Origin of the sequence: Bacillus sp. IT-79MI2 (genome assembly GCF_949768135.1) — a bacterium.
Taxonomy (GTDB): Bacteria; Bacillota; Bacilli; order Bacillales; family Bacillaceae_G; genus Bacillus_A; species Bacillus_A pseudomycoides.
Genome location: NZ_CATKPV010000021.1, coordinates 1 through 323, shown reverse-complemented (window position 1 = coordinate 323; position 323 = coordinate 1). Strand labels below are relative to the sequence as shown.

The 323-nt window shown below is 35.9% G+C and carries 1 pseudogene; it reads right to left on the bottom strand.

From position 1 onward, the window contains the following. Nucleotides 1–109 precede the first annotated feature (109 nt). A pseudogene (locus tag ACM6HU_RS01065) lies at nt 110–323 on the bottom strand (recombinase family protein); the annotation flags it as partial.

Below are 323 nucleotides of genomic sequence, written 5' to 3'. Positions count from 1 at the left end.
TGTCCTTTATCAATCCCACAAAACTATTTATACTCATCATTTCCACTCCGGTTTTGTTAAAAGGGGTCCCATCCACATTTTAAAATGAATATGTCAAAACATATACAATTTAATTTTCCTCATACTGTTTGGCAAGTTTATAAAATGAGGAACGTTTGATGCCATACTTTTTCATAGCTCCTACGGCTGTAATTGAACCGGATTTCCATTCTTTGTAAGCATCCATAAATTCTTCTGTTATTTCGACAGGCGGACGTCCTAAACGTTTACCTTGCTTCCTAGCAAGAGCAATTCCTTCAGCTTGACGTTGTTTAATATCAATG